This window comes from Amycolatopsis deserti, from assembly GCF_014653945.1.
Classification (GTDB): domain Bacteria; phylum Actinomycetota; class Actinomycetes; order Mycobacteriales; family Pseudonocardiaceae; genus Amycolatopsis_E; species Amycolatopsis_E deserti.
The window spans coordinates 390,158-416,543 of the sequence record NZ_BNAU01000006.1; the positions used below are offsets into that span (position 1 = coordinate 390,158).

The window sequence follows — 26,386 nt, forward strand, 5'->3', positions numbered from 1 at the left end:
GACGGGCGAGCTGGACCCTAGTCCTCGAAGCGGCCGCCGCGGCCGCGCTTCACGTCGCCGCGGCGCTTCTTCTCGGCCAACCGCCGCTCCTTCGCGCCGCGCGACGGCTTGGTCGGGCGCCGGGGCGGTGGCGGCGGCGCGGCCGCCGACCGCAGGACCGCGACCAGCCGCTCCCGCGCGGCCTCGCGGTTGGCGAGCTGGGCCCGGTGCTCGCTGGCCGCGATCGTCAGCACCCCGTCGACCAGGCGCGACCGCAGCCGCTCCAGGAGCCGCGGCCGCAGGTCGTCCGGGATCGACGGGGACCGGGCCACGTCGAAGGACAGCTCGACCCGCGAGTCCGTGGTGTTCACGCCCTGGCCGCCGGGCCCGGACGAGCGCGAGAAGCGTTCACGCAGCTCGGCGGCCGGGATCACCAGCCGCCGGGAAACCTGCAGGTCAGAACCGGGGGTGGTCACCGGCCAGCACCGCGCGCGGGGCGTCGGCGTCCTCGGTCGTGCGGATCTCGCCCAGCACCCACGCCGGCACGTGCCGGGCGGTCAGCACGGCCAGCGCCCGGTCGACGTCCTCGGACCCGACCACCGCGACCATGCCGACGCCCATGTTGAACGTCTTCTCCATCTCGGCCCGCTCGACCTTGCCGCGCTGCTGGATCAGCGCGAACACCGGCGCCGGCGTCCACGTGCTGCGCTCCAGCTCGGCGCGCAGCCCGGCCGGGATGACCCGCGCCAGGTTGGCCTCCAGCCCACCGCCGGTGATGTGCGCGAACGTGCGCACGTCGGCCTCGGCGGCCAGCGCCAGGCAGTCCTTGGCGTAGATCCGGGTCGGCTCGAGCATCTCCTCACCGAGGGTGCGGCCGAACTCCTCGACGTGCCCCTCCAGCGGCATCCGCGCGATCTCCAGCAGCACGTGCCGGGCCAGCGAGTAGCCGTTGGAGTGCAGGCCGGACGCGCCCATGCCGATGACCACGTCACCCGGGCGGACCCGCTCCGGGCCGAGCACCTCGGACGCCTCGACCACGCCCACCCCGGTGGCCGAGATGTCGTAGTCGTGCTCGCCCATCAGGCCCGGGTGCTCGGCGGTCTCCCCGCCCAGCAACGCGCAACCCGCCTGGACGCAGCCCTCGGCGATGCCCGCGACCAGGGCGGCGATCTTCTCCGGCACGACCCGGCCGACGGCGATGTAGTCCTGCAGGAACAGCGGCTCGGCGCCGGTGACCACCAGGTCGTCCACGACCATCGCGACGAGATCGATGCCGACCGTGTCGTGCTTGTCCAGCGCCTGCGCGACCGCGATCTTCGTGCCCACCCCGTCGGTCGAAGAAGCGAGCACCGGCTCCTTCCACCGGTCGAGCTTGAGCGAGAACAACCCGGCGAACCCGCCGACCCCGCCCAGCACCTCGGGCCTGCTCGCGCGCTCGGCGTGCGGCTTCAGCAGCTCGACTGCCTGGTCACCGGCTTCGATGTCGACGCCGGCTGCGGCATAGGTGGCGCTCGTGGACTCGCTCACGGCAAGCGGACTCCTGAACTCGACTGAACTCACGGACGCCGGACGGCATCCTCAGCACCGTACCCGGCCTGGGTGACGGTCCGGGCATCCGCCGGGTCCAGCCCTTCCAGCACGTACTTGCCGATGAGGGCGTCGTCGGGTAGCTCGATCGGGTACTGGCCGTCGAAGCAGGCCGTGCACAGCCGCGTCTTCGGCTGCTCGGACGCGGCGACCAGGCTGTCCAGCGACACGTAGCCGAGCGAGTCGGCGCCGATCAGGCGGCGGATGCCCTCCAGGTCGGCCCCGTTGGCCACCAGCTCGGCGCGCGAGGCGAAGTCGATGCCGTAGAAGCACGGCCAGCGCACCGGCGGCGACGCGATCCGGACGTGCACCTCGACCGCGCCGGCCTCGCGCAGCATCCGCACCAGGGCGCGCTGGGTGTTGCCGCGGACGATCGAGTCGTCCACCACGACCAGCCGCTTCCCGCGGATCACGTCGCGCAGCGGGTTCAGCTTGAGCCGGATGCCCAGCTGCCGGATGGTCTGCGAGGGCTGGATGAAGGTGCGGCCGACGTAGCCGTTCTTGACCAGACCCTGCCCGTACGGGATGCCGGACGCCTGGGCGTAGCCGATCGCGGCGGGCGTGCCGGACTCCGGCACCGGGATGACCAGGTCCGCCTCGGCCGGCTGCTCGGCGGCCAGCCGCTTGCCGATCTCCACGCGGGTGGCGTGCACGCTGCGGCCGGCGATGGAGGTGTCCGGCCGGGCCAGGTAGACGTACTCGAAGACGCAGCCCTTGGGCTCCGGGCTGGCGAAGCGCGAGGACCGCAGGCCCTCGGCGTCGATGGCGATCAGCTCGCCGGGCTCGACCTCGCGGACGAACGACGCGCCCACGATGTCCAGCGCCGCGGTCTCGCTCGCGACCACCCAGCCGCGCTCCAGTCTGCCGAGCACCAGCGGGCGCACGCCGTGCGGGTCGCGGGCCGCGTAGAGGGTGGACTCGTCGGCGAAGACCAGGCAGAACGCGCCGCGCAGGGTGGGCAGCAGCTCCAGTGCGGCCGCCTCGGTGCCCCGGTCCGCGGCGGCCTCCGCGAGCAGCCCGACGACCAGGTCGGAGTCGCTGGAGGAGCCGGTCAGCTCGCGGTGCGGCTTGAGGCCCGCGGCGCGGGTGCGGTCCCGCAGCTCGGCGGTGTTGACCAGGTTGCCGTTGTGGGCGAAGGAGATGCCGCTGCCGGTCGCCGTGTGGCGGAACATCGGCTGGGCGTTCTCCCAGGTCGAGGACCCGGTGGTGGAGTACCGGCAGTGCCCGACCGCGATGTGCCCCTGCAGCGAGGAGAGCACCTGCTCGTCGAACACCTGGCTGACCAGGCCGAGGTCCTTGAAGACCACGATCTGCTTGCCGTCCGAGACGGAGATGCCGGCGGCTTCTTGCCCTCGGTGCTGGAGCGCGTACAGGCCGTAGTAGGCCATCTTGGCGACTTCTTCACCGGGGGCCCAGACGCCGAAGACGCCGCACTCTTCTCGCGGCTCGCGTTCGGGCTGGTCGTCGGTGTGGTGGGAAACCACGAAAGTGCTCCCTGGAGACGAGGGCAGGCCTACTCAAGTGTAGGTCGTGGACGATCGAAGTGACGCCCCGTGGTCAGTGGCGCTGGCCACTGACCACGGGGCGCCGACTCCCCCTCGTGGGAGCGGCTCGGTCAGCTCGCGGCGAGCCACGTGGCGCGGCCGCTGCCGGTCGGGACCCAGCAGCCGCCGCGGGCGGGCGTCCCGCGCTCCGGGGCCGCGGTGGCGTCCGGCAGCGCGAGGAGCTGGTCCAGGACCGGCGCGGCCTCGCCGGTGGTTCGCCACAGCACGGTCTTGGGCTCGAGGATGTCCTCCTCGTCGCCGGGCATCCGCGTGGCGACCACGTCGTCCTCGGCGTTGAGCCGGACGACGTCGATCACCGCGTCGTGGGCGCGGACGCCGACCACCGCGATCACAGCGCCCTTCGCGTCGCGCGGGTGCACGAACTGGTAGCCGCGGGAGATGAGGTCCTGGAGCCGGTCGTCGACGGTCTTGGCGGCGTCAGTTGAGGACATCGTCGAACTCGCCGTCCTTCGCCCCCGCGACGAACGCGGCCAGTTCGGCGCGGGTGTAGATGAGCGCGGGCCCTTCGGGGAAGCGGGAGTTTCTGACCGCGTACTGGCCCGTGGGCAGCTGGGCGAACTCGACGCAATTGCCGTTGGCGCCGCTGCGCGCGCTCTTGCGCCAGGAAGCGCCAGCGAGGGCGCCGGCGGGCATGCCGTTCACGAAGTGCTCAGCCATACTTCCCCAACCTTCCGGGTCAGTGCATCTGCGCGGTGCAAATGCACGTGCACTGGCCTTGTGGCGATCAAGCTACCACCGGTGACTGCACGCGTAAATGCACGTGCACGGCTGAGACTAATCCCAGATCGGAGGGTGAGGAATGGCGCGGGGCGAGTAATTCGATCGGGTGACAAGAACCGGCCTTGTTGGCCTTGTTCCGACTACTCCTCGTCACTCATTTCGCCTAGAGCTCTTCGCGCTTCTTCACCAGCATCTGACGCGTCCGATCGGGTGTTTCCGCGTCCACGGCCAGGCGATCGAACGCGCGGCCGTATACCTCCAGGTCCTCCGGCTTCTCCAGGTACTGCGCGCCGTTGAGGTGCTCCACGTAGGCGATGTTCGGCAGGTCCGGCTCGGCGAACTGCAGCAGCGAGAATGCGCTTTCCGCGGCGAACCCGCTCATGTCGAACGGGATCACCTGGATCGTGATGTGCGGCATCTCGATCAGCTCCAGCAGGTGGCTGATCTGCTCCTTGAGCACGCCGGCGCCGCCGAACGGGCGCTCCAGCACGGCCTCGTCGATGACCGCCCACAGCCGCGGCGGCTTCGGCCCGTTGAGCAGCTTCTGGCGCCGCATCCGCAGGCCCACCTTGCGCTCGACGCCCTCGTCCCGGCTGTCCGGGTCGCCGTGGCTGATCACCGCTCGCGCGTAGCGCTCGGTCTGCAGCAGGCCGGGCACGAACATCAGCTCGTAGGTGCGGATCCGGGACGCCGCCTCCTCCAGGCCGATGTAGTTGTCGAACCAGCTGGGGACGAGGTCGTTGTAGGGGTGCCACCAGCCGGGCTGGTTGGACTCCTTGACCATCTTGACGGCCCACTCGCGCTCCGTCGGGTCGTGGACGCCGTACATGGTCAGCAGGTCGGTGACGTCGCGTTCCTTGAAGCCGACGCGGCCCAGCTCCATGCGGCTGATCTTCGACTCGGACGCGCGGATCTCCCACGCCGCCTTGGCGCGCGTGATGCCCGCCTTCTCGCGCAGGCGGCGGAGCTGGGTACCGAGGATCATCCGGCGAGCCGTCGGGCCGGTGGGCTGTTCGGAGCCGGGGAGGTCGATGGGAGCCATCAAAGACCCTTCCTCGCAGAAATCACCAGCCATCCAACTTACAGCGCGGTGTGCCGCAGTCAAGTGCGGTGTGGATTTACGGGGCGCGGCACGCCCCCTACCCTACGGGGGTCCGACAATTTCATTCGTATTCGATATGCCCGGGAGACCGCGATGTCCGGTGCCACCGCTCCCTATCCGAGTGCAGTCCCCGTAGGTGTGGACCCGACCAGGGCGAGCATCGCGCGCGTGTACGACGCCGCGCTCAACGGCAAGGACAACTACGAGATCGACCGCCAGGTGCTGGCGCAGGTCCGCACCGTGGCGCCCCAGGTGAACGACCTCGCCTGGGCCAACCGCGACTTCCTGATCCGCTCCTGCCGCTTCCTGGCCATGCAGGCCGGCATCGACCAGTTCCTCGACCTCGGCTCCGGCCTGCCCACGGCGGAGAACACCCACCAGGTCGTGCAGCGGGTCAACCCCGAGGCCAAGGTGCTCTACGTCGACAACGACCCGGTGGTGCTCGCGCACGGCCGGGCGCTGCTCGAGGAGAACGAGAACACCCACTTCGTCGCGGCGGACATCTTCCAGCCCGAGCAGATCCTCGAGCACCCGGAGATCCGCGACTTCCTCGACTTCTCGCGGCCCATCGCGCTGCTGCAGGTCGGCACCTGGCACCACTACCTGGGCGACGACGGCGGTGCGAAGATGGCCACCTACATCGACGCGCTCGCGTCCGGCTCGTACGTGTCCATCGCGCACTTCTACAACCCGGGCACGCCGGAGCACGCCGAGCTGGCCGCCAAGATGGAGGAGAAGTTCATCCACAGCCCGATGGGCAGTGGCCGGTTCCGCTCCAGGGAGGAGATCCAGGCGCTGTTCCCGGGCCTGGAGATGGTCGAGCCGGGCCTGGTCCTGTGCGACGACTGGTGGCCGGACGGCCCGCGGCTCCAGCCCCTCAACCTCGTCCGCCAGTGCATCGCGGCCGGTGTCGGCCGCAAACCCTAGAGGCGGACGATCGGCAGCCAGTGCGAGAGGTCGGCCCGGGTCCCGGACGCGGTGACCCGGCCCTCCCGCACGGCGTCCGTCCACTCCAGACGGCCGGTGGCCAGCTCCAGCCACGTCCGCGGGTCGGTCTCCACGACGTTCGGCGGGGTGCCGCGGGTGTGCCGGAGCCCCTCCACGCACTGCACGGCCGCGAACGGCGGCACCCGCACCTCGACACTCCGGCCGGGGGCGTCCTGCGCCAGCGTGCGCAGGCTCAGCCGGACGGCCGCGGCGAGCTCGGGCCGGGCCGGCTGGTCGGCTTCTCCGCTCAACCAAGCCGAAACGGCCTGCAGCGCGGCTCTCAACTCCACGGGGTCAACCGGACGCGGTGCGGGCATGGTCAAACAGTAGAGTGCACAGCAGCAGACGTGAGCACGGCGACGCGGAAACACGGGGTTCGCACATGGCGCAGCGGGACGAAGCGGATCGGCTTCTACCCAATCCTCAGCCCGAGCACAAGCCGGGCAAGCCCAAGATCACCGAGGAGATGCGCGCCAACGCCAGGGCCAACCCGAACAGCTGGCTCTACGTGATCGACGAGGCGTTCGACCCCAACGGGCCGGTGCCGTCGTGGGCGGTGGTCGGCGCCTACCCGGTCAACGGCAGCGGCGACATCGTGGAGGACTTCCACCCCAACGACCGTTACCGGCCCTCGCCCAAGGCGCTCGGGTTCCCGGAGCCGCGCAACGACCTGGAGCGGCTGCTCCAGCTGGTCCGGACCAACCACCGTCCGGCCAGCGACCTGCCGCCGGTGATCCTGGACGCCACCCTGTTCGTCTACGCGCTCGCCCCGATGCAGCGCACGGTCATCGGGTTCCACAACACCGACGGCCGCGTCCTGGTGCCGGCCTACACGTCGAAGTCGCTGGTGCCGCCGGAGTGGCCGCACGCGCGCGCCGTGCTCGGCCGCGACATGGTGCCGCTGCTCGCGGGCCACGCGGTGGCGATCAACCCGCACGACGTGGTGACCGCGGTGGTGCCGGCCGAGCACCTCGTGGCGGCGCTCGAGCAGGAGCAAAAAGACTAAACATTCCGCTCGGTTAAGCCAGTTACATCACGCTTTCGAGGTAAGCCGACTCGCAAAAAGCGCTCCATCGAGGCATGGTGACGACCATCGGAGGATGGGAGTCGCCGTGCAATTGTGGAGTTCGAAGCTGCGCCTGGGCACGCTGCTCGTGTCCGTGGCACTGGGGACGACGGCCGTGTGCGGCGCGGCGTCGTCCGCCGCGTCCACACCGGACTACTCGAAGGCGGAAAGCACTTTCGCCGGGTCGCAGATCGCCGCCGTCGAGGGCACCGGCGATCCGCCCCGGTTCACCGCGGACGCCGGTGCGCTGGGGCACGACGTGAGCGGGCACCAGGGGGACGTGAACTGGCCGGGCGCCTGGGGGGCGGGCGGCCGGTTCGTCTACGTCAAGGCCACCGAGGGCACCGGGTTCATCAACAAGCGTTTCGCCCAGCAGTACAACGGTTCCTACCAGATCGGGATGATCCGCGGCGCCTACCACTTCGCGCGCCCGGACGTCTCCGGCGGGCGGCAGCAGGCCGAGTACTTCCTCGCCCACGGGGGCGGCTGGTCGCCGGACGGGCGGACCCTGCCCGGCGCGCTCGACGTGGAGTACAACCCGTACGGCGAGGCCTGCTACGGCCTCGACCCGGTGCGGATGGGCGAGTGGATCCGGGACTTCTCCAACACCTACCGCGAGCGCACGGGCCGGTTCCCGGTCATCTACACCTCGACGAACTGGTGGAACAAGTGCACCGGGAACAACGCCGGGTTCGCCCAGAACAATCCTCTGTGGATAGCCCGCTACCAGCCGACCGTGGGCCCACTGCCCGCCGGGTGGTCGCGCCAGTTCATCTGGCAGTTCGCCGACTCGGGCGTGCTGCCCGGCGACCAGAACCTGTTCAACGGGCCGTTGGAGCAGGTCAAGGGGTTCGCCTCGAACAACTGACGTAGTAATCCGGTCGAGTTACTACGAAAGTCGGTCCGTCGCGAGCGACATGCGCAAATCACCCACCTGTCATCGGAAATTCACGGGATTCGGTGACAAAGCCGCAGGTCGTCATCAAGAATCACGGCCTGGACGGTCTCCCTGCAAACCAGACCGTCCTCCGCGAGGGCAATGGAAGGGACTCCGGTCATGTCTGCTCCACGCAAGAGATGGTGGCGGTTCGCCACGTCCGCCACCGCCGCGTCGGTCGCCGTGCTCGTGCTCGGCGCACTGGCGCCGGCCGGCGCGGCCACCGTCGGCGGAACGTCGGTCGACGACTACGTCGCTCGTTACGATCACCCGATGGGTTCGCAGATCGCGCGGGTCGAGGGCGACCACTCGACGGCGCAGACGCAGGCCATCGCCGCCGGGGACGTCAACGCGGCGGCGTCGGTCGAGGGCATCGACGTCAGCGGCCACCAGGGCAACGTCGACTGGGCGAACTACTGGGGCCAGGGCAAGCGCTTCGCCTACGTCAAGGCGACCGAGGGCACCTACTACACCAACCCGTACTTCGCGCAGCAGTACAACGGCTCCTACAACATCGGCATGATCCGCGGCGCCTACCACTTCGCCACCCCGGACACCGCCTCCGGCGCCGCGCAGGCGAACTACTTCGTCGACCACGGCGGGGGCTGGTCGGCGGACGGCAAGACGCTGCCGGGTGCGCTCGACATGGAGTACAACCCGTACGGCTCCACCTGTTACGGGTTGTCGAAGAGCGCGATGACCGCGTGGATCAAGGACTTCAGTGACACCTACCACGCCCGCACCGGGCGGTACCCGGTGATCTACACGAGCACGAACTGGTGGAGCCAGTGCGTCGACGGGTCGTTCGCGGCGACGAACCCGCTGTGGATCGCGCGCTACGCCGCGAGTGCGGGAACGCTGCCGTTCAACTGGAGCTTCTACACGTTCTGGCAGTACTCGTCGAGCCCGATCGACCAGAACACCTTCAACGGGGCCTACGACCGGCTGCAGGTGCTGGCGACCTCGAAGGGCTGAGCGGAGGAGGGACTCCCGCCCGTCCGTGGTGGGAGTCTCCTTCGCTTTTGTCGGGGTCGCCAGGCACAATGCCCGTGATCAGTGCGATGTCCGGGCGTGGGGGAACCAGGTTCGGCGCCGATACGTCCGAGCAGGGCGTAGCGATCCAGGAAGGGCGACGTCGATGACCTACCCACCGCAGCCGGGACAGCCGGATTACGGCCAGCAACCAGATCCGTACGGCCAGCAGCCGGGCGGCCCCCAGTCCGGGGGTTTTCCGCAGCAGGGTGGGCAGTACGGCCAGCAGTACCCGGGCCAGCAGCCCTACGGCCAGCCCGAGTACGGCCAGCAGCCCGGGTATGGGCAGCAGCAGCCGGGCTACGGTCAGCAGTACCCGGGTTACGACCCGAACTACCCGCAGACGGCGCAGTTCGGCTACGGCGCGCCGCCGCCCGGGGGTGGCGGCAGCAAGAAGGGCCTGTGGATCGGTCTGTCGGTCGGTCTGGTCGTCGTGCTCGCGGCGCTGGGCATCACCGGGTTCTGGGTGCCGGGCTTCTTCCTCGGTGACAAGGAGGAGGGGCCCCAGGCGGTCGCCCAGCAGGTGATCGACGGGATCAAGAACCACGACAAGAACGCGCTCAACGCGCTGAAATGCGCGGACGCCGACCGTTCGGTGACCTCGGCGATCGAGGACGTCAACGACGTCGACAGCATCACGATCGGGCAGGTCAAGGAGAACGGCGACACCGCGACGGTCGACTTCACCGCCAGGGCCGGCGGCGAGGAGGGCACCGGCACCGGCACGCTGGCCAAGCAGAACGGCAAGTGGTGCTGGAAGGACCTGGAGACCCGGGCGTCCGGCAGCGGCACCTCGACCCGCACGTCCACCTCACGCTCGACGAGCACCCGCACGTCGACGTCGTCCAGCTCGTCCTCCACCGGCGGCACCGGCGGCAGCAACGGCAAGGCGATGGTCGAGGACTTCCTGGCGAAGATGGCCGCGGGCGACGTCGCCGGCGTGAGCTCGCTGGTCTGCTCCGACGCGACGCAGGACAACAAGGACGACGCGCGGGAGGCCGCCGAGAAGCGCGCCAACGTGACGCCGACCTACGACAGCGCCACGGACACGATGGTGTCGGGCGACCTCACCGGCACCCAGCAGGGCGAGCAGGTCACCGGCCTGTTCTTCGCGGAGAACTTCGACGGCGAGGGCTTCTGCGTCTCGGTGTTCGGCGTGTTCTAACCGGATCGGCGGCCCAGGCCGGGGCGCCTGGGCCGCATGATCAGCGCCGCGACGTAGTAGGTGCAGGGCGTCGCGGCGCGGTTGGCGTAGGAGAGGGTGACATCCGCCGGGAGGTAGAGGCTGTCACCCTCTTCCAGTTCCAGGGTTTCCTCGTCGATCGTCAGGGTGAGGACGCCCTCCTGCACGAAGATGAACTCGTGCGAGCCCGCCGCGTAGGGCGGGTAGGTGCCGGCCTCGCAGTCCGGCGGTAGCGTCGAGCGGATCCACTCGAAGTTCACCCCGGGCACGACGGGCGTGAGGATGGTCCGCCGCCACCCGCCCGGCTCGTCGACCACGTCCTGGTCCGCGGCCCGGCGCACCACCATCCGCACCGGCTCGGTGAGCAGGTCCGCCAGCGGCAGCCCGAGCCCGTCGGCGATCCGGTCCAGCACGACGACCGTCGGCGCCTTCGAGCCGCGTTCGACGGCGGACAACATGCTCACGCTGACCCCCGACCGCTCCGCGAGCGCCTGCAGGGTCATGCCGCGGTCGGTTCGAGCGGCCTGAACGCGCCGGCCCAGCGCCCCGAGATCCATGTATCCTATAGTAGTGGTTGATTCTCCTATAGTGAAACCGGCTACGGTGGCCGACCTCCCGGCGATCGCCGCGATCTACGACGGGTACGTGCGCACCAGCACCGCGACGTTCGAGCTGGAGCCGCCCGACCTGGCCGAATGGACCCGTCGCTTCACGGCGATCGTGGACGCGGGCCTGCCGTTCCTGGTGGCCGAGGTGGACGGCCGCGTCGCCGGCTACGCGTACTGCTCGCCGTGGAAGACGCGCCCGGCCTACCGCCGCACCGCGGAGAACTCGATCTACCTCGCGCCGTGGTCGACCGGCCGGGGCGTGGGCGGCGTGCTGCTGGACGCGCTGCTGTCCCGCTGCCGGGAGACCGGGATCCGCGAGGTCATCGCGGTGATCGCGGACCCGGAGCGCAACCCGGCCTCGCCCGCGCTCCACCGCCGCCGCGGCTTCGCCGATGTCGGGGTGCTCCGCAACGTCGGCTACAAGCACGATCGCTGGCTGGACACGCTGCTGCTGCAGAAGAGTTTGATCTAAGGTTCCCGGCATGTCCGATCGCCGGGGGCCGCTGTTCGTCACCATCGTGGTCGCGGTGGGCTTGCTGATCGCCGTGAGCGCCTGGCTGCTGACCGACCCCGCGACCAGCCGGGCGGACGCGCTGCGCACCGGCGGCCTGGCCAGCGGCGCGGTGATCGCGCTGTACGCGCTGTGGCTCAACGACCGGCGCCGCCGCGTGGAGGAGAGCCGTCAGCGCACCGAACAGGAGCGGCACGAGCTGGAGCTGCTCCGCGCCGAACGCGACCGCGAGCGCGTCACGGACGAACGCTTCGCCAAGTCGGTGGAACTCCTGGGCCACGACGCCGACCAGGTCCGGGTCGGCGCGCTGCACGCACTGGCCGGCCTGGCGCGCAGCAACCCCGAGTACACCCAGACGGTCCTCGACGTGCTCTGCTCCTACCTCCGGCGCCCCTTCGCCCACCCCGACTACGGCGACGACACCGACGAGGCCGAAGCGAGCCGCGAACAGCAGGTGCGTCTGACGGCCAAGCGGCTGATCAGACAGCTGCTCCCGCACGTCTCCACGCCGGACGCGCCGGTCTACGACCTGGATCTGACGGGCGCGCGGGTGACGCGGCTCAACCTGTCCGAGCGCGTGGTGGGGCAGGTACTGCTGGAGAACGCGGAGCTGCTGCACGTCGCCCAGTTCATCGGCACCCAGTTCCGCAAGCGCGCCTATTTCACCCATCTTCGCCCGGGCGGCGGGATGTACCTGAGCGCAGCGGAGTTCTCCGAGCCGGTGGTGTTCGCCGGCCTGCGTTCCGAGCACGACCTCGATCTGGAGCGGGCCTGTTTCCACCGTGAGGTCAGTTTCGCCAATGCCGAGCTGGGCGGACGCGTGTCGTTGCACGACGCGGTCATCGAGGGCGCCCTCTACCTGACCGGTGCTCAGTTGACGGGGAGTCTGGACTTCCGGCTGGCACGCGGCCCGTCCGCGACGCACTGCGCGGACGCGGAGGTCGACCAGGCGCGGGACGTGCGACTTCCCGCGGCCTGGTCGCTCGAACCGCTCGACTCCGGGCGCGCCCGGATCCGCGCCCGAGGCTGAACGCTCAGTCGAACAGCTTCGGCAGCGTGCTTTCGAACGCGTCGCGCAGTTCCTCGAAACCGAAGGTCGCCACGCCCTGGATCTCCAGGCCGCCCGTCTCCGGGTCCACCACGCCCGCCTTGCGCCACGGCAGGCCGCGGGCGGTGCACATCTCGGTGAACCGCAGCTCCTCGGTCCGCGGCACCGCCACCAGCACCCGCCCGGTGGACTCCGAGAACAGCTGCACGAACGGGTCGGCGTCCTCGTCGAGCAGGGCCCGCGCGCCGCACTGGCCGATCAGCACCATCTCCACCAGCGCCTGCGCCAGACCGCCGTCGGACAGGTCGTGCGCGGCCGAGATCATGCCGTCCCGCGAACCGGCGACCAGGATCTCCGCCAGCAGCCGCTCGCGCTCCAGGTCCACCTTCGGCGGCAGCCCGCCCAGGTGCCCGTGGATCACGTGCGCCCACGCCGAACCGCCGAACTCGTCGTGCGTTTCGCCCAGCAGCAGCAGCGTCTCGCCCGCCTCGGCGCCGATCCCGGTCGGGATGCGCCGCCGCACGTCGTCGATCACGCCGAGCACACCGACCACCGGCGTGGGCAGGATGGCCGTCTCGCCGGTCTGGTTGTAGAAGCTCACGTTGCCGCCGGTCACCGGGATGCCCAGCTGCGCGCACCCGTCGGCGATCCCGTGCACGGCCTGCTCGAACTGCCACATCACGCCCGGGTCGGTGGGGGCGCCGAAGTTCAGGCAGTCGGTCACGGCCAGCGGGGTGGCACCGGTGGTCGCCACGTTCCGGTAGGCCTCGGCCAGCGCGATCTGCGCGCCCGCGTACGGGTCGAGGTAGACGAACCGGCTGTTGCAGTCGGTCGACACCGCGACGCCGCGGCCGGTCTCCTCGTCGATCCGGATCATGCCGCCGTCCGACGGCTGCGACAGCACGGTGTTGCCGCGCACGTACCGGTCGTACTGGTCGGTCACCCACTCCTTGGACGCCTGGTTCGGCGAGGAGATCACCTTCAGCAGCGTCTCCCGCAGCTCGTCCGGAGTGGACGGACGACGCAGCGTGTCCGGCGTGTCCGCCTGCAGCGCGTCCTGAGTGGACGGACGAGCGACCGGCCGGTCGTACACCGGGCCCTGGTGCGCCACGGTGCGCGGCGGCACGTCCACCACGGTCTCGCCGTGCCAGGTCACCACCAGGCGGTCACCGTCGGTGACCTCGCCGATGACCGTGGCGATGACGTCCCACTTCGCGCACACCGCGAGGAAGGCGTCCACCTTGGACGGTTCGACGACCGCGCACATCCGCTCCTGCGACTCGCTGGAGAGGATCTCGGCCGGGGTCATGCCCTCGGCGCGCAGCGGCACCTTGTCCAGTTCGACGCGCATGCCGCCGTCACCGGCCGCGGCCAGCTCCGAGGTCGCGCAGGACAGCCCGGCGCCGCCGAGGTCCTGGATGCCGACGACGAGCTTCTGCTGGAACAGCTCGAGGCAGCACTCGATGAGCACCTTCTCGGTGAACGGGTCGCCGACCTGGACGCTCGGCAGCTTCTTGCGGCCACCGGAGTTCTCGTCGCCGGAGAACGTGTCGCTGGCCAGCACCGACACCCCACCGATGCCGTCCAGACCGGTCCGCGCGCCGAACAGGATGATCTTGTTACCGGTGCCCGACGCGAACGCCAGGTGCAGGTCCTCGGTGCGCATCGCGCCCACGCACAGCGCGTTGACCAGCGGGTTGCCCGCGTAGCTGGCGTCGAAGGCGACCTCGCCGCCGATGTTGGGCAGGCCGAGGCAGTTGCCGTACCCGGCGACGCCGGCCACGACACCCGGCAGCACGCGGCGGGTGTCCGGCGCGTCGGCCGGGCCGAAGCGCAGCGAGTCGGCCACCGCGAGCGGCCGCGCGCCCATCGCGAGGATGTCGCGCACGATGCCGCCGACGCCCGTCGCAGCGCCCTGGTAGGGCTCCACATAGGACGGATGGTTGTGGCTTTCGACCTTGAAGGTGACCGCCCAGCCGTCGCCGATGTCGACGACACCGGCGTTCTCGCCGATCCCGGCGAGCATCTTCGAGCGCATCTCCTCGGTGGTGGTCTCGCCGAAGTAGCGCAGGTGCTTCTTCGACGACTTGTACGAGCAGTGCTCGCTCCACATCACCGAGTACATGGCCAGTTCGGCGTCCGTCGGCCGCCTGCCCAGGATCTCGCGGATGCGCGCGTACTCGTCTTCGGCGAGCCCGAGCTCGCGGTAGGGCTGCGGGAGGTCCGGCGTTTCCGCGGCCCGCTCGGTCGTGTCGATGGCCAGGGTGTCGGTCACGGCTTCCAGGGTACTTGCAGGGCTCTGACCGGCAGAAAATCGGTCGCGTGAGGTGAGCTGGGGCACTTACCGTCTGTTGTCATGCGCCTCCCGTCCCGGCTCACGCCACTGCGGTTCCTCGGTGCGCTCCTGCGGGAGCGGCCGTGGCTCGCCGTGTCCGCGTGCGTCCTGGGCGCCCTGTGGTTGCTGCCAGGCGCGCTGCTGCCGCTCGTGATCGGCGGGGTGGTCGAGGACATCCGCGCGGGCGAGCCGCTGCTCGGCGGTGTCGGGCTGGTGGTGCTGCTCGGCGTGGCGCAGGCGGTGTGCGGCGGCGCGTTGATCTTCGCCGTGCACACCATGTGGATCCACGGCGCGGCGGCGACGCAGCGAGCGGTCGTCGAGCACACCGCCCGGCTCGGGGCGTCGCTGCGGCCGCAGGCCGAGACCGGTGACGTGATGGCGGTGTCGTCCTCGGACATCAACCACATCGGCAACGTGTTCGAGGTGACCGGTCGGCTGTTCGGCTCGGTGGTGGCCTTCCTCACCGTCAGCCTGGTGCTGATCGGCATGTCGCCGCTGCTGGGCACGATCGCCCTGGTCGGGGTCCCGCTCGCGACGCTGAGCATGGGCAAGCTGGTCGCGCCGCTGCAGCGCCGCAAGGGCGCGCAGCGCGAGGAGCTGTCCAGCGTGAACGCGCTGGCCGCGGACATCGTGTCGGGCCTGCGGATCCTCCGCGGGGTCGGCGGCGAGCAGCAGTTCCTCGGCCGGTTCCGCGACGCGAGCCAGCGGGTCCGGCGGGCCGGGGTCGAGGTGGCGCGCAGCGAGTCGTGGCTGGTCGGCGCCGAGGTGTTGCTGCCCGGGCTGGTCACGGTGGCCATCACCTGGCTCGGCGCGCGATTCGTCGCGGCGGGCACGATCAGCGTGGGCGAGCTGGTGGCGTTCTACTCGTCGTCGGTGTTCCTGGTGGTGCCGGTGAGCACGGCGACCGAGTTCACCGCCGCGTTCTCCTCGGCGCTGGTGTCGGCGAAGAAGGTCTGCGGGGTGCTGAGCCTGCGGCCGCTGCTGTCCGAGCCGTCCGCGCCGGTCGCGCTGCCGGACGGGCCGCTCGAGCTGCACGACACCACGTCCGGGTTCACCGCGGTGGCCGGCAAGCTGACCGTCGTGGACGCCGGGCCGGAGGCCGAGGCGCTGGCCGAGCGGCTGGCCCGGTTCGCCGACCCCGAACCCGGTGAGCGGGTGCTGGTGTCCGGCGTGCCCGCCGACCACGTCGCGCTGGCGGAACTGCGGTCCCGGGTGGTCTACGCGCACAACCAGGACCTGTGGTTCTCCGGCATCCTGCGGGACCAGCTGGTCCCGGCCGAACGGGCGGAGATCGCGTTGCGGGCCGCCGACGCCGAGGACATCGTCGAGGGCCTGCCGAACGGGCTGGACGAGCTCATCGGCGAGCGGGGCCGCGAGGTCTCCGGCGGTCAGCGGCAGCGGCTGAACCTGGCCCGCGCGCTGGCGCTGGACGCCGACACCCTGCTGCTCGACGAACCGACCTCGGCCGTCGACGCGCACACCGAGGCCCGCATCACCGAGCGGGTCACCGAGCTGCGCCGCGGCCGCACGACCGTCGTGTTCACGGAAAGTCCACTGTGGAAAGCGGTGGCGGACGAGGTGATCACATGCGCTTCAAGCTAGTCCTGGCGACCGGCGCCGAGGCCCGGCGCTGGGCGCGGGACCTGCTGCGCACCAACCGCCGCGAGTTCGGCCTCGTGATCGGGCTGTTCGGCCTGGCCGCGATCGCCGGGCTGGCCGGCCCGCAGATCCTCGGCCACCTGGTGGACCTCGCCGCGGCCGGCGACGGCCGGCTCGATCTGCTCGCGCTGGCGTTCGTGGTGATCCTGGTGGTGCAGGCGGTGCTCAAGCGGCTGGCGCGCTTCCGCGCCGGGATGCTCGGCGAGCGCGTGCTGGCCGAGACCCGGGAGGGCTTCGTCGAGCGCGCGCTGCGGCTGCCGCTGGGCACGGTCGAGGCGGCCGGCACCGGCGACCTGATCAGCCGGGCGACCACGGACGCCGAGCGGATCGACTTCTCGGTCCGCAACGCGGTCCCGGAGATCTCGATCGCGCTGATCACGATCGTGCTGACGGTGACGGGGATGATCATCACCTCGCCGCTGCTGTCGCTCGGGCTGCTGGTCGCGGTGCCGATCCTGGTGTTCACCATGCGCTGGTACGTCCGGCGCGCGCCGCGGATCGTGGAGGAGATGCTCGACCAGTGGTCGGAGGTGCAGTCGAGCCTGCACGAGACCACGGAGGGCGCGCGGACCGCGGAGGCGCTCGGGCTGACCGGGCGGCGGATCGCGCTCGGGCACCGCACGCTCGGCGCGGCGATCCGCGGGGAGCAGCGGCTGCGCGGGGTGACGGTCGGCTGGATCCCGTGGCTGCAGATCGCGCAGGTCACGCCGGTGGCGGCGATGCTGCTGCTCGGCGGCTGGGCCTACGGCGAGGGGCTGGCCGGACTGGGCACGATCACCACGATGGTGGTCTACGTCCAGGCGCTGGCCGGGCCGCTCGAGGAGGCGATGTGGTGGGTCGAGGACCTGCAGGTCTCCGGCACCGCGCTGCGCCGGGTTCTGGGAGTGCGGGGCGAGGCGGAGCGGATCGGCGGGCCGGAGCCGAAGGGCCAGGAGATCGTGGTGCGCGACGTGCACTACGGCTACTCGGCCGGCCGCGAGGTGCTGCACGGCATCGACCTGCGGATCCCGCCGGGCCAGCGGCTGGCGATCGTCGGCCCGTCCGGCGCGGGCAAGTCGACGCTGGGCAGGTTGCTGGCCGGGGTCGCCGCACCCGGTGCGGGTTCGGTGACGATCGGTGGTGCCGAGGTGTCCGAGCTGGCCGAGGACGTGCTGCGCGGTGAGGTGCTGTTGTTGACCCAGGAGCACCACGTGTTCGCCGGGACGCTGCGGGAGAACCTGACGCTGCCGGCGGGTTCCTGGGCGGACGAGGAGCTGGTTCGGGCGCTGACCGCGGTCGGCCTGCGGGATTGGTTCGACGGGCTGCCGGACGGCCTGGCGACGAAGCTGGGTTCGGGCGCACTGGCCGTGCCGGCGGCGATCGCGCAGCAGCTCGCGCTGGCGCGGGTGGTGCTGGCGGACCCGCACACGGTGGTGCTCGACGAGGCGACCTCGCTGCTGGACACCTCGTCGGCGCGCCACCTGGAGCGGTCGCTGAGCGGGGTGCTGGAAGGGCGGACCGTGATCGCGATCGCGCACCGCCTCCACACGGCGGCGGCCGCCGACCGGGTGGCGGTGCTGGAGGCCGGGCGGATCACCGAGCTGGGCACGCACGCCGAACTCCTCGCCGCGGACGGCCCCTACTCCCGGCTGGTCACGGCCGCCCACGTGGGCTGAGGGTTCCCCTGGGCTGCGGGTTGTGGCGCTGAGCGGCCGCACTCCCGAGGGCGCACGCTACTCGTGGACGGCCGCGGGCTGGGTTCCTCCGGCGGCCGGGCGCCGCCGGAGGAATCCGCCAGGATCAGGCCTTGACCAGGCTGTCGACCACGCTGAGGAACATCCCCAGCCCGTCGTCGCTCGGGCCGGTCAGTGCGTCGATCGCGTGCTCGGGGTGCGGCATCAGGCCGACCACGCGGCCGTTGGCGCTGCAGATGCCCGCGATGTCGTCGCGCGAGCCGTTCGGGTTCTCGCCCACGTAGCGGAACACCACGCGGCCCTCGCCCTCCAGCTCGTCCAAAGTGGACTGGTCGGCGACGTAACCGCCCTCGCCGGACTTGAGCGGCACCAGCACCTCGGCGCCGGCCTCGTACCGGGTCGTCCACGCCGTCGTGTTGTTCTCCACGCGCAGCCACTGGTCGCGGCACACGAAGTGCAGCTTCTTGTTCCGCACCAGCGCGCCCGGCAGCAGCCCGGCCTCGCACAGGATCTGGAAGCCGTTGCAGATGCCGAGCACCGGCATGCCGCCCTTGGCCGCGTCGATGACCGACGTCATGACCGGGGCGAAGCGCGCGATCGCACCGCAGCGCAGGTAGTCGCCGTAGGAGAAGCCGCCGGGGACGATCACCGCGTCGACGCCGCGCAGGTCCTCGTCGCCGTGCCACAGGTTCACGGCCTCCGCGTCGGCGTATCGGGCGGCGCGGACCGCGTCCACGTCGTCCAGCGAGCCGGGGAAGGTGATGACACCGATCTTCACGGGAGCCTCCGCACGGTCCACTCCTCGATCACCGGGTTGGCGAGGAAGCCCTCGGCGATCTTGGCGAGCGTCTCGTCGTCGACCGAGTCGTCGACCTCCAGCTCGAAGTGCTTGCCCTGGCGCACCGAGGTGACCCCGGTGAAGCCCAGCCGCGGCAGCGCCCCGGCGACGGCTTGACCTTGCGGGTCGAGGATCTCGGGCTTGGGCATGACGTCAACCACCACACGGGCCACGGCGGGTCGCTCCAGTAATCGCAGGTCGGCGGTACTCCCCGAGTGTAACGGCGTCCTGGGCCCCCGCCGCCCAGGGTGGCGGCGGGTGTGACCTGGCTACCTTCTGCGCATGGGAATGACCCTGGACTACATCGAGCTGACCCCGCGGCAGCTCGCCGACGTCATGGTCGACGGCGAGAAGGCCGAAGAGCTCTACGACGAGATCACCGAGGACGAGACCATCCTGACCGGGTTCGTGGAGAAGGCCTGGGACGGCCTCCAGTACCTGCTCGACCGCGCGGGGGTCGGTGTCGACCTGCGCATGGACGGCGATCCCATCGACCACGACGGCGAGGAGTTCACGGGCTTCCCGCCGGAGCTGGTCAAGAGCATCGCCGAGTCGCTGAACGCCGTGCCGTTCGAGCGGCTCGCCGCGCACTACGACCCCGCCGACATGATGGCCCGCGACGTGTACCCCCGGATCTGGGACAGTCACGCGGAGGACGAGCTGGAGTACCTCCGCGTGAACTACGCCACCCTGCGCACCTTCTTCGACACCATCGCCCGCAACGGCAACGCCGCCCTCGCTTGTTTCTCGTTCTAGTGCGTGACCGGCGTCGGTGACTGCGCGGCCGCCGCGCGGCGGTGCAGCACCCGGCGCAGTCCGTACGTCCCGGCCAGGCCGAGCACGGACACCGCGATCAGGAAGTACAGCCCGGTCGCGGCCGAGCCGGTGGCGTCCACGATCGCCGCGATGCCCATCGGGCCGAAACCGCCGCCGAGGTTGCCGATGCCGTTGATCGCGGCGATCCCGGCGGCCGCGGTCGCCCCGGCGAGGAACTTCGGCACCAGGCCCCACATCACCGGCTGGGCCGCGTAACCGCCGATCGAGGCGACGCAGAGGCCGATCATCTGCAGCCACGGCGCGCTGGCGGTCGCCGCCACGAGGAACCCGGCGATCGAGAAGCCGAGCATCAGCGCGAGCCAGCCGAAGGGCGCTTCACGCCGGTTCGCCAGCCGCGGCACCACGAGGAGTCCGATCGCGACGCACACGTACGGGATGGCCGACACCGCCCCGACGCCGAAGCCGGACAGGCCGCCGAAGCCCTTCACGATGGTCGGCAGCCAGAACGCCAGGCCGTAGGTCGCCAGTGGGAAGCACAGAAAGAACAACGCCATCGCCAGCACGCGCGAATCCTTGAGCACGGCCCACGGGCTGTGCGGCTGGGCGCCGGCGGCCTCGGCCTCGCGGCGCAGCTCGCCGGTCAGCCAGGTGCGCTCGTCGTCGCTCAGCCACTTGGCGGTTTCGGGCGACTTCGGCAGGACCCACAGCACGATCGGCGTCAGCAGAACGGCCGGCACGCCGGTCGCGACGAAGATCCACTGCCAGCCCTCCAGGCCGAGGACGCCGTGCAGGTCGTTGAGCGCGCCCATCGCCGGGTTGCCGATGATGAACGACACCGGCCCGGCCAGCATGAACAGCCCGATGGCCTTGCTGCGGTGGCTCTCCGGGAACCAGCGGGTCAGGTAGTAGATGACGCCGGGGAAGAACCCGGCCTCGGCCGCGCCGAGCGCGAACCGCGCCAGGTAGAACTGCCAGGTGGTGGACACCAGCGCGGTCGCGACGGTGACCAGGCCCCAGGTGAGCATGATCCGCGCGATCCAGCGGTTCGCGCCGTAGCGGTGCAGGGCGAGGTTGCTCGGCACCTCCAGCAGCGCGTAGGCGACGAAGAAGAACACCTGGCCGAGCGTGTAGACGGTCGCCGACAGGCCCAGTTCGGACTGCAGGGTCAGCTTCGCGAACCCGACGTTGGACCGGTCGATGTAGGCGATCACGTACAGCAGCCCGAGGAAGGGCAGCAGGCGCAGGGTGATCTTGCGCAGGGTGATCCTGGGCACGGCATTGCTGTCCGGGGTGGTGGGCGTGGCTGGGGACACGGTGACTCCGTTGTCTGCTCGTCCGATATCTCGGATGACGTTCGGCTCGTCGAACCTAAAGTCGGTCTCCGGGTGATGTCAACCGTCTTGACCGCAGGCCGGGCGGAGCCTAACGTCGTCTGGGATTACGTAACGCATCCGAAATTTCGAACAACGGTGGTGAACCGTGGACAGAACCCGCGACTTCCTGCGCACCCTGGGCCTGCCGTCCGGCGACCCGGGTGAGCTGCCGACGAGCACCAAGCGCTTCCCGGACGGGGCCCAGTACCGGGTCGAGATCCCGAGCGTCGAGGGCCCCGAGGCGCTGGAGGCCGTCTACGCCGAGGCCGACGCGCGTGGCGTCGTGGTGCACCGCGTGTCGCAGGGCAGCGGCGGCATGCTGCTCACGCAGGCCGAGCTGGCCGCGATGGCCGGGTTCGCGCGGGCCCGCGAGGTGGAGGTGAGCCTGTTCGCGCGCCCGGTGGCGGCGTGGGACACCGGCGCGGCGCACCTCGCGTCCGGCGGCGGACCGTTCGGCCCGCAGGCGCGCGGCACCGAGCAGCTGGTCCACGTGCTGGAGGACATCCGCCGCTCCGCCGAGGCCGGGATCCGCAGCGTGCTGGTCACCGACCTGGGCGTGCTCACGGTGGCCGACCGGATGCGCGCGGCGGGCGAGCTGCCGGTCGACATGCGGTTCAAGGTCAGCGTGCAGATGGGCCTGGCGAACCCGGCGTCGATCCGGCTCGCCGAACAGGCCGGGGCCACCACGTACAACGTGCCGACCGATCTGAGCCTGGCCCAGCTCGCCGCGATCCGGGCCGCCGTCGACCTGCCGCTGGACGTCTACATCGAGGCGCCGGACGACCTCGGCGGGTTCGTCCGGCACTTCGAGATCGCCGAGATCGTGCGGGTCGCCGCCCCGGTCTACCTCAAGTTCGGGCTGCGCAACGCGCCGAACATCTACCCCAGCGGCACCCACCTGACGCCGACCGCGGTAGCGCTGGTGCGCGAGCGGGTCCGTCGTGCGGAGATCGGCCTGGAACTGCTGCACCGGCACGCGCCGGACGCCGTCGGTTCGGCCCTGCCCGCCGCCGACCTGGCCGTGCCCGGCCCGCTGACCATCGAGGAGCTGACCCGATGACCTTGGACGACACGCTCGACGCCGCCGTCCGCGCGGCCCGGTCCTGGGCCCGCGCCGACCGCGCGGCGGCGCTGGAGAAGATCGCGGACGAGATCGACGCCGCCGCCGACGAGCTGGTGCCGATCGCGCACGCGGAGACCCGCATCGCCGAGGCCCGGCTGCGGGGCGAGGTCACCCGCACCACCTTCCAGCTCCGGTTCCTCGCCAAGGAGGTCCGGCCGCGCGCGGTGGTCGACGAGGCGGACCCGCAGTGGCCGCCCGCGCCCCGGCCGAAGCTGGTGCTGGCCCGCCGTCCGATCGGCCCGGTGCTGGTGTTCGCGGCCTCCAACTTCCCGTTCGCCTTCTCGGTCGCGGGCGGGGACACCGCGTCGGCTCTCGCGGCCGGCTGTCCGGTCGTGCTCAAGGCGCACCCCGGGCACCCGCGGCTGTCCGCCGCCACCGGCGAGATCGTGCGGTCCGCGCTGCCGGAGGGTGTGTTCGCGCTGATCCAGAGCGAGGAGGACGGCCGGGCCGCGCTGACCGACCCGCGCATCCGGGCGGCGGCCTTCACCGGTTCGCCCACGGCCGGACGAGCCCTCTACGACCTGGCGGTCTCGCGGCCCGAGCCGATCCCGTTCTACGGCGAGCTGGGCAGCGTGAACCCGGTGTTCGTGACGGAGGCGGCCGCGCGGGCACGGGGCGCCGAGATCGCGGCCGGGTACGTGGATTCGTTCACCATGGCCGCCGGTCAGCTGTGCACGAAGCCCGGCCTGTTCGTGGTCCCGGCCGGGTCCGGGCTCGGCGAGCTGGCCGCCGAACGGGTGCGCCAGGTGGCCGCCGCGCCGCTGCTGAACGACAAGATCGCCGGTGGGTACGCCGCCACCCTGGGCAGGCTCGCCGGGCACGAGGAAGTGCGCACGCTGGTCGACGGCGGCGAGGCGCCCACGCTGCTCGCGACGACCGCGGCGGCCGTGCTGAAGTACGGCGAGGCGCTGCGGACCGAGTGCTTCGGCCCGGCTTCGCTGGTGGTGGAGTACTCGTCGGAATCCGAAATGCTGGACGTGGTCCGGACGCTCGACGGGCAGCTCACCGGAACGGTGCAGGCCGAGGACGGCGACCCGGTCGCGGCCGAGCTGGTCGAGGAGCTGGCGGACCACGTCGGGCGCGTGGTGTGGAACGGCTGGCCCACCGGGGTGGCGGTGACGCACGCGATGCACCACGGCGGCCCGTACCCGGCGACCACGTCGCCGCTGCACACGTCGGTCGGCGCGGCGGCGGTGGACCGGTTCCTGCGCCCGGTGGCGTTCCAGAACGTGCCGGAGGAGCTGCTGGCGCTCTAGCCGGCGCTGACCTCGAGAACGCCCCGCCGGGGACGTCCCGGCGGGGCGGACTGCTGTCTGTGTCAGGTGGCGTTTCGGGACGTGCCGTGGCTGCGGGGGTGATGGCCGTGGCGGCGGCGCTGGCCTTGAGGATGCCCCGCCGGGGACATCCCGGCGGCCCAGGACCCGCTCCCTGCGCCCGGCGGCTTTCCCAAATGTCGCGCTACAGCTCCGGAGGGCGGCCGCCGAGGCGCTGGGACAGCTCGGCGGCTCCCTCGCGCACCAGCTTCTCCCAACGGCGCCACGCCTGGTCGTCGTGGCGCGAGGTGGGGATCGAGATGCTCATCGCGGCCACCCACTCCCCCCGCGAGTCGACCACCGGCGCGGCCACGCAGCCGGCGTCCGGGTTGGACTCGCTGCGCTCGTGAGCCACGCCCGTCACCCGGACCGCGTCCAGCTGGGCGAGCAGCTCCGACCGGGACGTGATGCTGTGCTCGGTGAGCGCGGGCAGCCGGTGCCCCTTCAGGCGCCGGGCGACCTCCTCCCGCGACAGCCCGGCCAGCAGGACCTTCCCCACGGCCGTGCAGTTGGCCGGCAGCCGTCGGCCGACCGCGGAAATGAGCCGCACCGAGTGCGTGGAGTCTATTTTGGACACGTACACGACCTCGAGCCCGTCCAGCACCGCGACGTGCACGGTCTCGTCGCACTGCGCCGCGACCCGCCGTGCCACCGCGTCCGCCTCGACGCCGAACTCCAGCCGCTGCTGGTAGCGCGCCCCCAGTTCGAGCAGCTTCGGCCCGAGCCGGTACATGGTCTCCTCGCCGGCCTGGCGGTCCAGGTACTTCCGCGCGACGAGGGTGGTCAGCAGCTCGTGCGTGGTGGAGCGGGGCAGGCCCAGGCGCTCGACGATCTCGGTCGCCGACAGCTGGACCCGCTCGTCGAGGAACAGTTCCAGGATGTCCGCGGCCCGGAGCACGGCCGGTACGAGACGGGGCATGCTCGCACGATACCCCGCCCCGTCCGAAATACCGGACTCAGTTCACCACCTCGACCACGTCACCCGTGCGCAGCGTCTGGTAGAAGGCCAGCGCGTCGGCGTGCGACAGATGCACGCACCCGTGCGACTGCTGGCGCAGGCTGCCCTCGTGGAACGCCACCCCGGTGGTCGTGAAGAACACCGAGTACGGCATCGGGGCGTCGTAGGCCTTGCTGTAGTGGTCGCTGTCGCGGTACTGCACCCGGAACGAGCCCGTCGGCGTCTCGTACCCGGGTTTGCCCACGGTGACCGGAACCGGCCCGCGGGTCACCCGACCGTTGTTCGTCAGCCAGGCCTGGTTGGTGTGCAGCCGCAGACAGGCCTTCGCCTTCGCGCTGCACGGGGTTTCCGCTGCTTGCGCGGCGGGAGCGGCGATCCCGATCGTGCCCAGGAGCGCCGCTCCGGCCGCGATACCGATGATCTTTCGCATACGGATGGTTACCCGCTGGCGAAGAGTTCACGCGGTCCGGCGACAAATACCCGCGGTTTCCGCTCAGCGCTTGCGGCCGTACAACCCGGTGACGAGCTTGCTCACCAGCTTGTCCGTCTTCTCGGTGCGGGCGAACGTGGTGAGCTTGATCGGCACCGCGAACCGCTGCCGGGCGACCGCCTTCGAGCGGGCGAACTCGCGCAGGCCTTCCGGGCCGTGGATGCGCCCGAAACCGGAGTCGCCGACGCCGCCGAACGGCAGCGACGCGGTCCCGGCGAACGAGAACGGCGCGTTGATCGAGATCATCCCGGCCTTGAGCCGCTGGGCCAGTCGTGCGGCGTTGCGGCGCGAGAACACCGTCGAGCCCAGCCCGTAGACCGTGGCGTTGGCCTTCTCGACCGCCTCGTCCATGTCGCGCACCTTGGCGATGGTCATGGTCGGGCCGAACGTCTCCTCCCGCACCGCCGCGGAGTCCTCCGGCACGTCGACCAGGACGGTCGGCTCGACGAACCGGTCGCCGACCGCGTCCGCGCCGCCGGTCAGCGCCCGTCCGCCGCGGGCCAGCGCGTCGGCGATGTGCCTGCGCACCACGTCCAGCTGCGACGGCATCGTCATCGGGCCGTACTGCTCGCCCGGCTTGACGCGCCGGGTCAACGCGACCACCTTGTCCACGAAGGTGTCGTAGACCTGCTCGTGCACGTACACCCGCTCCACGCCGATGCAGGTCTGCCCGGAGTTGGAGAACGCGCCCCACACGGCGGCGTCGGCGGCCGCGTCCAGGTCGGCGTCGGAGTCGACGATCAGCGGGTCCTTGCCGCCGGCCTCGATGACGACCGGTGTCAGCGTCTCGGCGGCCGCGGCCATGATCTTCTTGCCGGTCGCGGTCGAGCCGGTGAACGCGATCTTGTCCACGCCGGCGCCCACGAGCGCCGCGCCGGTCGCGCCGAAGCCGGTGACCAGCTGCAGCACCGGGTACTCCGGCACCACCTCGGCGAACGTGTCGACCAGCCACTTCCCGACGCCCGGGGTGTACTCGCTCGGCTTGAACACCACGGCGTTGCCCGCCGCGAGGGCGTAGGTGATCGAGCCCAGCGGCGTGTAGACGGGGTAGTTCCACGGCCCGATCACGCCGACCACGCCCAGCGGCTGGTACTCGACGCTCGCGGTGTGGTTGGACAGCAGCAGGCCGGCCGGGCGGCGCTTGCGGCCGAGCACCTTGCGCGCGTTGCGGGCGGCCCAGTGGATGTGCTCGATCGCGAGCACGGCCTCCAGTTGCGCGTCGCCGGCGGGCTTGCCGGTCTCCTCGCTGACGACTTCGCACAGCTCGGCGAGGCGGTGGGTGATGATCCCGTTCCAGCGGTGCAGGCGCTCGGCGCGGCCCTGGAAGCCGAGGCCCGCCCACCAGCCGGCGGCGGCCCGCGCAGCGGCGACGGCGGCCCGGACGTCCTCCGCGGTGTGCACCGGATAGGTCCCGACGACCTCGTCGGTGGCCGGGTTCAGCGAGTCGAACGTGTCCTGGACGGCCGGCTTCGGCTCCACGGCGGTCATCGTTGGCCTCCTAACTACTGTTCAGTAACGCCAG

Annotated in this window: 27 protein-coding genes; 12 read left to right on the forward strand and 15 right to left on the reverse strand. The window is 71.2% G+C overall.

The features are described 5' to 3' along the window. Nucleotides 1-17 precede the first annotated feature (17 nt). The 6 genes from arfB to IE290_RS25825 form a co-directional block, all read right to left on the reverse strand. A complete protein-coding gene (gene arfB, locus IE290_RS25800; RefSeq protein WP_191247255.1) occupies nucleotides 18-455 on the reverse strand; it encodes an alternative ribosome rescue aminoacyl-tRNA hydrolase ArfB in 438 nt (145 codons plus the stop codon). After that, nucleotides 436-1,506, reverse strand: coding sequence for a phosphoribosylformylglycinamidine cyclo-ligase (gene purM, locus IE290_RS25805; RefSeq protein WP_191247256.1), 1,071 nt, complete (start codon nucleotides 1,504-1,506; stop codon nucleotides 436-438). Before purM ends, arfB begins: the two co-directional genes overlap by 20 nt. Nucleotides 1,507-1,535: 29 nt before the next feature. Continuing rightward, a complete protein-coding gene (gene purF, locus IE290_RS25810; RefSeq protein ID WP_191247257.1) occupies nucleotides 1,536-3,050 on the reverse strand; it encodes an amidophosphoribosyltransferase in 1,515 nt (504 codons plus the stop codon). A gap of 131 nt (nucleotides 3,051-3,181) precedes the next feature. Beyond that, complete coding sequence (locus IE290_RS25815; protein WP_191247258.1) at nucleotides 3,182-3,562, reverse strand: hypothetical protein; 381 nt, start codon at nucleotides 3,560-3,562, stop codon at nucleotides 3,182-3,184. Beyond that, a complete protein-coding gene (locus tag IE290_RS25820; protein ID WP_191247259.1) occupies nucleotides 3,549-3,788 on the reverse strand; it encodes a DUF397 domain-containing protein in 240 nt (79 codons plus the stop codon). The genes IE290_RS25815 and IE290_RS25820 overlap by 14 nt, the downstream gene beginning before the upstream one ends. A gap of 226 nt (nucleotides 3,789-4,014) precedes the next feature. Further along, on the reverse strand, nucleotides 4,015-4,893 hold the full coding sequence (locus IE290_RS25825) for a Sco1979 family transcriptional regulator (protein WP_191247260.1): 879 nt from the start codon (nucleotides 4,891-4,893) through the stop codon (nucleotides 4,015-4,017). A 153-nt stretch (nucleotides 4,894-5,046) separates the two neighbouring features. On the opposite strand from IE290_RS25825, the gene IE290_RS25830 reads away from it, so the two are divergent. Next, a complete protein-coding gene (locus IE290_RS25830; protein ID WP_191247261.1) occupies nucleotides 5,047-5,880 on the forward strand; it encodes an SAM-dependent methyltransferase in 834 nt (277 codons plus the stop codon). Here the strand turns inward: IE290_RS25830 and IE290_RS25835 are convergent. After that, complete coding sequence (locus IE290_RS25835) at nucleotides 5,877-6,257, reverse strand: sterol carrier family protein (protein WP_191247262.1); 381 nt, start codon at nucleotides 6,255-6,257, stop codon at nucleotides 5,877-5,879. The genes IE290_RS25830 and IE290_RS25835 overlap by 4 nt on opposite strands. 65 nt (nucleotides 6,258-6,322) lie before the next feature. Here IE290_RS25835 and IE290_RS25840 point away from each other — a divergent pair, with 65 nt between their 5' ends. The 4 genes from IE290_RS25840 (at nucleotide 6,323) to IE290_RS25855 (ending at nucleotide 10,140) form a co-directional block, all read left to right on the forward strand. Continuing rightward, complete coding sequence (locus IE290_RS25840) at nucleotides 6,323-6,946, forward strand: type VII secretion system-associated protein (protein WP_191247263.1); 624 nt, start codon at nucleotides 6,323-6,325, stop codon at nucleotides 6,944-6,946. A gap of 94 nt (nucleotides 6,947-7,040) precedes the next feature. After that, entirely contained in the window at nucleotides 7,041-7,874 is an 834-nt protein-coding gene (locus tag IE290_RS25845) for a lysozyme (protein ID WP_229874703.1), read from the forward strand. A gap of 189 nt (nucleotides 7,875-8,063) precedes the next feature. Further along, on the forward strand, nucleotides 8,064-8,918 hold the full coding sequence (locus tag IE290_RS25850) for a lysozyme (protein WP_191247264.1): 855 nt from the start codon (nucleotides 8,064-8,066) through the stop codon (nucleotides 8,916-8,918). 163 nt (nucleotides 8,919-9,081) lie between these two features. Further along, nucleotides 9,082-10,140: a hypothetical protein gene (locus IE290_RS25855; RefSeq protein ID WP_191247265.1), complete on the forward strand. Its 1,059-nt coding sequence runs from the start codon at nucleotides 9,082-9,084 to the stop codon at nucleotides 10,138-10,140. Here the strand turns inward: IE290_RS25855 and IE290_RS25860 are convergent. Continuing rightward, on the reverse strand, nucleotides 10,137-10,715 hold the full coding sequence (locus tag IE290_RS25860) for a helix-turn-helix domain-containing protein (protein ID WP_191247266.1): 579 nt from the start codon (nucleotides 10,713-10,715) through the stop codon (nucleotides 10,137-10,139). The genes IE290_RS25855 and IE290_RS25860 overlap by 4 nt on opposite strands. 46 nt (nucleotides 10,716-10,761) lie before the next feature. Between IE290_RS25860 and IE290_RS25865 the strand changes: the two genes are divergently transcribed. Continuing rightward, a complete protein-coding gene (locus IE290_RS25865; protein ID WP_191247267.1) occupies nucleotides 10,762-11,238 on the forward strand; it encodes a GNAT family N-acetyltransferase in 477 nt (158 codons plus the stop codon). A 10-nt stretch (nucleotides 11,239-11,248) separates the two neighbouring features. Then, nucleotides 11,249-12,307, forward strand: a complete 1,059-nt coding sequence (locus IE290_RS25870) for a hypothetical protein (RefSeq protein WP_191247268.1) — start codon at nucleotides 11,249-11,251, stop codon at nucleotides 12,305-12,307. Nucleotides 12,308-12,311: 4 nt separating this feature from the next. Here IE290_RS25870 and purL read toward each other — a convergent pair whose 3' ends face one another. Next, nucleotides 12,312-14,600: a phosphoribosylformylglycinamidine synthase subunit PurL gene (gene purL / locus IE290_RS25875; protein ID WP_191247269.1), complete on the reverse strand. Its 2,289-nt coding sequence runs from the start codon at nucleotides 14,598-14,600 to the stop codon at nucleotides 12,312-12,314. Nucleotides 14,601-14,681: 81 nt separating this feature from the next. On the opposite strand from purL, the gene IE290_RS25880 reads away from it, so the two are divergent. Further along, complete coding sequence (locus IE290_RS25880; RefSeq protein ID WP_191247270.1) at nucleotides 14,682-16,262, forward strand: ABC transporter transmembrane domain-containing protein; 1,581 nt, start codon at nucleotides 14,682-14,684, stop codon at nucleotides 16,260-16,262. Beyond that, nucleotides 16,247-17,974 carry an ABC transporter ATP-binding protein gene (locus IE290_RS25885; protein ID WP_191247271.1) on the forward strand — a complete coding sequence of 576 codons (1,728 nt, stop codon included), beginning with the start codon at nucleotides 16,247-16,249 and terminating at the stop codon, nucleotides 17,972-17,974. Before IE290_RS25880 ends, IE290_RS25885 begins: the two co-directional genes overlap by 16 nt. A gap of 124 nt (nucleotides 17,975-18,098) precedes the next feature. On the opposite strand, the gene purQ is transcribed toward IE290_RS25885, so the two are convergent. Both purQ and purS read right to left on the reverse strand, forming a co-directional pair. Further along, nucleotides 18,099-18,770: a phosphoribosylformylglycinamidine synthase subunit PurQ gene (purQ, locus tag IE290_RS25890; protein WP_191247272.1), complete on the reverse strand. Its 672-nt coding sequence runs from the start codon at nucleotides 18,768-18,770 to the stop codon at nucleotides 18,099-18,101. Then, nucleotides 18,767-19,003 (reverse strand): phosphoribosylformylglycinamidine synthase subunit PurS, encoded by a 237-nt coding sequence (gene purS, locus IE290_RS25895; RefSeq protein ID WP_017985747.1) that lies wholly within the window; start codon nucleotides 19,001-19,003, stop codon nucleotides 18,767-18,769. The genes purQ and purS overlap by 4 nt, the downstream gene beginning before the upstream one ends. A 109-nt stretch (nucleotides 19,004-19,112) precedes the next feature. Here purS and IE290_RS25900 point away from each other — a divergent pair, with 109 nt between their 5' ends. Continuing rightward, nucleotides 19,113-19,586 (forward strand): YfbM family protein, encoded by a 474-nt coding sequence (locus tag IE290_RS25900; protein WP_191247273.1) that lies wholly within the window; start codon nucleotides 19,113-19,115, stop codon nucleotides 19,584-19,586. Here the strand turns inward: IE290_RS25900 and IE290_RS25905 are convergent. Then, the gene (locus IE290_RS25905) at nucleotides 19,583-20,920 is read right to left on the reverse strand and encodes an MFS transporter (protein ID WP_229874704.1); all 1,338 of its coding nucleotides are present in this window, start codon (nucleotides 20,918-20,920) and stop codon (nucleotides 19,583-19,585) included. The genes IE290_RS25900 and IE290_RS25905 overlap by 4 nt on opposite strands. 166 nt (nucleotides 20,921-21,086) lie before the next feature. Between IE290_RS25905 and IE290_RS25910 the strand changes: the two genes are divergently transcribed. Both IE290_RS25910 and IE290_RS25915 read left to right on the forward strand, forming a co-directional pair. Beyond that, nucleotides 21,087-22,040: a U32 family peptidase gene (locus IE290_RS25910; RefSeq protein WP_191247274.1), complete on the forward strand. Its 954-nt coding sequence runs from the start codon at nucleotides 21,087-21,089 to the stop codon at nucleotides 22,038-22,040. Further along, nucleotides 22,037-23,359 (forward strand): aldehyde dehydrogenase (NADP(+)), encoded by a 1,323-nt coding sequence (locus IE290_RS25915; RefSeq protein ID WP_191247275.1) that lies wholly within the window; start codon nucleotides 22,037-22,039, stop codon nucleotides 23,357-23,359. Before IE290_RS25910 ends, IE290_RS25915 begins: the two co-directional genes overlap by 4 nt. Nucleotides 23,360-23,561: 202 nt before the next feature. Here IE290_RS25915 and IE290_RS25920 read toward each other — a convergent pair whose 3' ends face one another. The 3 genes from IE290_RS25920 to IE290_RS25930 form a co-directional block, all read right to left on the reverse strand. Further along, on the reverse strand, nucleotides 23,562-24,335 hold the full coding sequence (locus IE290_RS25920; protein ID WP_191247276.1) for an IclR family transcriptional regulator: 774 nt from the start codon (nucleotides 24,333-24,335) through the stop codon (nucleotides 23,562-23,564). 37 nt (nucleotides 24,336-24,372) lie between these two features. Beyond that, entirely contained in the window at nucleotides 24,373-24,804 is a 432-nt protein-coding gene (locus IE290_RS25925; protein ID WP_191247277.1) for a L,D-transpeptidase, read from the reverse strand. A gap of 63 nt (nucleotides 24,805-24,867) precedes the next feature. Continuing rightward, a complete protein-coding gene (locus tag IE290_RS25930; RefSeq protein WP_191247278.1) occupies nucleotides 24,868-26,352 on the reverse strand; it encodes an aldehyde dehydrogenase family protein in 1,485 nt (494 codons plus the stop codon). Nucleotides 26,353-26,386: the final 34 nt, after the last annotated feature.